Origin of the sequence: Hominisplanchenecus faecis (assembly GCF_020687205.1) — a bacterium.
Classification (GTDB): domain Bacteria; phylum Bacillota; class Clostridia; order Lachnospirales; family Lachnospiraceae; genus Hominisplanchenecus; species Hominisplanchenecus faecis.
Map to the genome: position 1 here is coordinate 1 of NZ_JAJEQE010000084.1, position 4,730 is coordinate 4,730.

Sequence of the window (4,730 nt, forward strand, 5' to 3'; positions counted from 1 at the left end):
TAGTAACGACGCTGCAGATCGGCGTGACCTTTTAGTGCATTGTATCCGGTCTGAACATCTGTTTTTTTAATCTGCAATAGTTTGAGACCATCCAGTGCGGCAGTGTGGTTTTTCAGAATGTTCCGATATCCTTCGATCGTGTTCGTTTCACGACCGGCTTTATACAGCTCCAGCCACTTCCATTTATACGCCCCGAATGTCACGTTCTTTTCTGATACATAGATGCCTTTGCTGGTCTGCTCGATCACCTCGGCTTTCTTGCGTTCCAGTTCCGCAACACTACGACCATATACCTGTATGCGGACTCTTTTTCCAGTTTCCGGATTTATTTCATCGGTAGTTACCCATGCGGCGTACCTGCCGTCTTTTCTCTTTTTGTATTTTGCCATAATATATCATCCTCCTTAAAAATGAGTATAAAAATACACCTGTACAGGTGCTGGAGGATTGTGGTATAATCTTCTTGTTCAAGGAAGAATTATGCCGGTCTCCAGACCTGTATAGATTCGCTGATCCGCTTCGGTGCTGGGAACACCGGGGCGGATTTTGTTATTCTGTTATATCTATTTCTCTAATTCCATGTATGCCGCTGTTACTGCTGGAATTGTTATATTCTGACCAAGAACACTTGTGTAAGATTCTTCTCCAGAAGCCTCGCCGTAAATAGCAACGATATCATCCTCGATAAATTTGCTGTCGGATTTATTTGCATAATATACATATATGCTGTCAGACCATAATCCCAAGTCATCTTTTGTAACATGTATCAGGTATTCAGACTCACCATTTTCAGAATCGTAAACAACCTGCTGTATTTCGCCTTCAAATTTCACTTTACTTCCCTTATATTTATTGGCAGATCTTGCAAGTTCTTTGTATTCAATTTCGCCACATGCGGCTTTATAGTCTTTTTCGGACATATTGCTTGCATCTTCGCTTAATTTATAAGAATTTCCGCTTCCATATATAAGCAGTGCAATAACTGCCACAACTGCAATAATCAGGATCCATTTAAGTTTTCCACCTTTTTGCTTTTTACGACAATTCGGGCAGACCTTCGCATCATATGGTATTTCGGTTTTACAATGTTTGCAAAGTTTTGTTGTAGGTTTCTCTTTTTTCATATCTCACTTTCTCCTTGTATTTTACTTTTCACGCTGCAAAATCTGGAATTCTGTATTACTGATAGGGCGTATCTGGTAATAATCCTGCAAATTTATATTGAATTCAGTTTCTATTGCGGATAGATCGAAAGATATTGGCTTATCAGAAATATATACAAATAAATATCCATTTTCTGTTTGCAGTGCATTTTTTAAGGTGACTACAGAATGTAATTTTTCGTTAAGAATTGGAATATACAAGTCACCTAAGTGATATAAGTTATCCTGAATTTTACGATTCAGTTCCAACTTATCTGTTTCAATTGTGGGAGTTTTTTCTGGTTTGTTTTTATTTGCAATGATTTTTTTCTCTTCTTCTGACAATGGTTCAGATAGCAGGCGTACCGTATGAATCATATACAATATAGCTGGTATGCATGTTACAATCTCATAAGTAGAAAAATTACTATGAACCACAGAGAAGATGATCTGTGATATAGCAAAAATCAAATACAAAAGACTGACGAACACGCTGGCCACTAAACTGCGATAATATAGTAAACCTATCACAGAAGCAACCGTGAGAACTATAATGTTAAAATAATTATAGGTAGTGGTTGCTGAATGTTCAGAGCCTTTCATAAGCCAAAAGCCGAAGATACTGACCAACAGAAAGATTACATTTATAGCACGAATAATTTTATACAAGCTTCCGTTGCCGTTTGGAATATAAGACTTTTCCCATAGTTGCACACCTAATTTTTGAGCAAGTTCTTTTGCTGGCTCGGTAAAGGTTGAATTTGTCATAACTACCGCTACATTGCAATCGTAAAATTTTGCTCCGGCATACGCTTGTTGAACAGCCTGATTGCCAACAGGGTAGGAATAATATTTACATTGTATGCCGTATTTGACATTTTCATTATAAGCAATGACATCAATTCCCTGATCGCCACTACTTTTTGTGACTGCAACATCCCTAAAACCTCTCTGTTTCAAGAGTTTTGCACAATGATGTTCATATTGGTATCCATCCATTTGTTTTTTTATCCTTTTGTATATTTTTCACTGTATAGAGGAATGATAACAATATGAAAATATTATTATCTGAATTTCTGGAACAGCACCACCTGTCAATCCGGCAGGCGGCAATTATGACCGGTGTTCCCCGGTCTACGATCGGCGACATAGTAACCGACCATGTAAGTCCAACTCTGGCAACTATGGAACAGTTGGCAGCAGGGTTGAAAACCACTATTTCAGATCTTTATGAGTCTGAGTATAAGTGATTTTTCAAAAAGCGTCCGGGATTCCGGACAACGCATCACTTTTTTCCTCCTGAAACGTTTGTTAAGTTGAAAGGAAAATTTTACTAAAACAAATGTTCGAAAACAGTTGCATCACAAATATTTCTGTGATAATATGAAATCAAGGAATTTCGAACAAATGTTTGAAAAAACGTGATCGGGAGGTACATAAGATGGACTACAAAAACGAGATTATAAAACTGATTAACAAATTGAACGCTTCTGACGAAACCTTTTTAAAACAGGTTTACATCATTATTAAGAAGCATTTTGAAAGAAAGGGGCGTTAGTCCCTTTTCTTTTTTGCCAAATTGTCAGCCAGCTTCTCGGCTGCTTCCGTGAGTACCTTTTGTGATGCCGGAGACAGTTCACTGTAAGTTTTGACTATCTCCAAAATTACACTGTAAAAAGCGTTGTCTTTTCCTTCTTCTAACAGATCTGAAACAATACCAGCTATTTCCTCATCTTCCGAGAGCCGCTGGTACATCTCTCCATCACCTGTTTTCAGCCATTCTTCACTGACATTGAATTCACGGCATATCGCCCGGCTCATTTGTTCTGTGAGATTGCGTTCTCCTTTTTCAATTCTGGAGATTGCTACTTTAGTAACTCCGAGTCGACTGCCGAATTGCTCCATTGTCATTTCTAAGCTCTTTCGGATTTCTTTGACACGCTCACCTTGCGTCATTCATTCGCCTCCCTTCATTCTATTTTCTGATCTTAGAATAACACCGCACGAACAAAAAGTCAACAAAAAAAGTAACCAAAGGCAACAAAAAAGCATTGACAAAGTAACCAAAGGAAAGTATAATGTAACCAAGGTCAACGAAATAGCAAAACACAGGAGGTAAATAAAATGTACGAAACAGTAAAAGTTGTTAAGGGTTACGAAATCAAAAGAATGAAAGGAACACGCGGAGCCTATCACGTAAACGTGCGTGAGGGAAAAGGGTTCAGAGAGTTTCATACTTTTAGAACCATCAAAGCAGCAACTGAATTTATTGAAACAACTTTATAAATAAAGCCGAAACGGGGCACAGTCCCCGTCCGATCACGATGGCAACGTGGTCGCCGATGATGGTAAGCCAATACAGAAAGGAGAGAATCGAATGAGAGAAACGAAAAAGAAGCTGTTGCAGGAAACAGTTACGATTCTGAAAAAGCTGGACAAAGAAAGCCTGGCAATCATCAGAAGCAACGCAGAGATCCTGAGAGCCAGAGACACTCTCGAAGAACAGAAAGCGGGGTAAGGAAATGTTGAAACCATTAGCAATCCTGTTGTTGTTCTGGATCGTGATTTTGACGATGAATGAATAGGAAAGTGAGGTGGCAAAATGGAAGAACTTAAAAAAATGCTTCTGGAAGTACTCCGGGAGTGCAAGCAGCCAGAATTCCCGCCTGAACCGGTACCCACAAGGGTAGCCGCAAAGGTTCTGGGAGTGGAACAGAGCACAGTGATTAACCGAATGGAGTCCGGCGAATTAGACATCGGACTGGTGTTCCGATCAAAGCCGACCAAAAGAGGGCAGGCAAGTCGAAGAAGTACATACATCAGTCCCAAAAAGTTGTACGAACTGACCGGGTTCGTATGGAAAGGAGAAAAGCGATGAAAAAAGAAACAGAAACAACAGAAGTAACAGAAGAAACAACAGGAGCTGGTGTGATTGCCCCGATCGTAGCCACAGCAGCCGCAGCGTTCACGTTCTGGTGGCTGGGAAAGTACAGTGTAATCTGCGAACGAGATATTATCGGCACTGCCATCACAGTATGGTGTGCGGTACTGATCCGTGTGCTGATGTTAGTGAGCAAGGAGGAAGCAGAATGAGCAAGATTATCAAGGTTAGTACGGATCTGGAAGTGACCGTGCATGATTTCCCACAGGGGACGATAAGAGAGCAGAACAGACAGCTCTGTGAGCTGATCGGGAACGGATGTGAGATGATCGAGCACGTCATGCCAAGACGACTGTATAACGAATTAGGGCATACGACAGAAGTTAAACGTGAAAACAGCAAGTGTGTGGCTATGCTGGTTGACGAAGAGTTTCTGTTCAAGAATGAACTTCAATTTAACCCGATCGGCTGTTACCTGTACGAAACCGACAAACACGGCTCCCCAATCATGGGAAACATTTTGTTTGTAGGTGATACATATACAGACGATGGCATTACGTTTTCAGGGATTGAAGAAGAGACATTCAACAAATTGTATGAACAGTTGAAGCAGCTGGCATGGAAAGCGGGGGGGGCAAAATGACAGCAGAAGAGAGAAGAAAATGGATTGGTGTATTACTGAATAAGGTACTGACAATTCATGAACA

Annotated in this window: 10 protein-coding genes; 6 read left to right on the forward strand and 4 right to left on the reverse strand. The window is 40.4% G+C overall.

Going from position 1 to position 4,730, the window contains the following annotated elements; translation table 11 throughout:
• From LKD42_RS14675 to LKD42_RS14685, 3 genes are all read right to left on the reverse strand, one after another.
• On the reverse strand, positions 1-389 hold a 389-nt coding region (locus LKD42_RS14675; RefSeq protein ID WP_248836127.1), incomplete at its 3' end, for a tyrosine-type recombinase/integrase.
• 174 nt (positions 390-563) lie between these two features.
• Positions 564-1,124 carry a single-stranded DNA-binding protein gene (locus LKD42_RS14680; protein ID WP_248836128.1) on the reverse strand — a complete coding sequence of 187 codons (561 nt, stop codon included), beginning with the start codon at positions 1,122-1,124 and terminating at the stop codon, positions 564-566.
• Between the two features lie 21 nt (positions 1,125-1,145).
• Positions 1,146-2,141, reverse strand: a complete 996-nt coding sequence (locus LKD42_RS14685) for a restriction endonuclease (protein WP_248836129.1) — start codon at positions 2,139-2,141, stop codon at positions 1,146-1,148.
• A 53-nt stretch (positions 2,142-2,194) separates the two neighbouring features.
• Here LKD42_RS14685 and LKD42_RS14690 point away from each other — a divergent pair, with 53 nt between their 5' ends.
• Complete coding sequence (locus tag LKD42_RS14690; protein WP_248836130.1) at positions 2,195-2,392, forward strand: helix-turn-helix domain-containing protein; 198 nt, start codon at positions 2,195-2,197, stop codon at positions 2,390-2,392.
• A 304-nt stretch (positions 2,393-2,696) separates the two neighbouring features.
• On the opposite strand, the gene LKD42_RS14695 is transcribed toward LKD42_RS14690, so the two are convergent.
• Entirely contained in the window at positions 2,697-3,098 is a 402-nt protein-coding gene (locus tag LKD42_RS14695; RefSeq protein WP_248836131.1) for a helix-turn-helix domain-containing protein, read from the reverse strand.
• A 168-nt stretch (positions 3,099-3,266) separates the two neighbouring features.
• Between LKD42_RS14695 and LKD42_RS14700 the strand changes: the two genes are divergently transcribed.
• From LKD42_RS14700 to LKD42_RS14720, 5 genes are all read left to right on the forward strand, one after another.
• Positions 3,267-3,428: a hypothetical protein gene (locus LKD42_RS14700; RefSeq protein ID WP_248836132.1), complete on the forward strand. Its 162-nt coding sequence runs from the start codon at positions 3,267-3,269 to the stop codon at positions 3,426-3,428.
• A gap of 91 nt (positions 3,429-3,519) precedes the next feature.
• Positions 3,520-3,660 carry a hypothetical protein gene (locus tag LKD42_RS14705; protein ID WP_173867094.1) on the forward strand — a complete coding sequence of 47 codons (141 nt, stop codon included), beginning with the start codon at positions 3,520-3,522 and terminating at the stop codon, positions 3,658-3,660.
• Positions 3,661-3,744: 84 nt separating this feature from the next.
• Positions 3,745-4,020: a hypothetical protein gene (locus tag LKD42_RS14710; RefSeq protein WP_248836133.1), complete on the forward strand. Its 276-nt coding sequence runs from the start codon at positions 3,745-3,747 to the stop codon at positions 4,018-4,020.
• Positions 4,017-4,235, forward strand: a complete 219-nt coding sequence (locus LKD42_RS14715; RefSeq protein WP_248836134.1) for a hypothetical protein — start codon at positions 4,017-4,019, stop codon at positions 4,233-4,235. Before LKD42_RS14710 ends, LKD42_RS14715 begins: the two co-directional genes overlap by 4 nt.
• Positions 4,232-4,666, forward strand: a complete 435-nt coding sequence (locus tag LKD42_RS14720) for a hypothetical protein (protein WP_248836135.1) — start codon at positions 4,232-4,234, stop codon at positions 4,664-4,666. Before LKD42_RS14715 ends, LKD42_RS14720 begins: the two co-directional genes overlap by 4 nt.
• Positions 4,667-4,730: the final 64 nt, after the last annotated feature.

Coding starts and splice junctions, on each gene's coding strand:
- LKD42_RS14680 (WP_248836128.1), bottom strand. CDS start 1,124: ATGAAAAAAGAGAAACCTACAACAAAACTTTGCAAACATTGTAAAACC.
- LKD42_RS14685 (WP_248836129.1), bottom strand. CDS start 2,141: ATGGATGGATACCAATATGAACATCATTGTGCAAAACTCTTGAAACAG.
- LKD42_RS14690 (WP_248836130.1), top strand. CDS start 2,195: ATGAAAATATTATTATCTGAATTTCTGGAACAGCACCACCTGTCAATC.
- LKD42_RS14695 (WP_248836131.1), bottom strand. CDS start 3,098: ATGACGCAAGGTGAGCGTGTCAAAGAAATCCGAAAGAGCTTAGAAATG.
- LKD42_RS14700 (WP_248836132.1), top strand. CDS start 3,267: ATGTACGAAACAGTAAAAGTTGTTAAGGGTTACGAAATCAAAAGAATG.
- LKD42_RS14705 (WP_173867094.1), top strand. CDS start 3,520: ATGAGAGAAACGAAAAAGAAGCTGTTGCAGGAAACAGTTACGATTCTG.
- LKD42_RS14710 (WP_248836133.1), top strand. CDS start 3,745: ATGGAAGAACTTAAAAAAATGCTTCTGGAAGTACTCCGGGAGTGCAAG.
- LKD42_RS14715 (WP_248836134.1), top strand. CDS start 4,017: ATGAAAAAAGAAACAGAAACAACAGAAGTAACAGAAGAAACAACAGGA.
- LKD42_RS14720 (WP_248836135.1), top strand. CDS start 4,232: ATGAGCAAGATTATCAAGGTTAGTACGGATCTGGAAGTGACCGTGCAT.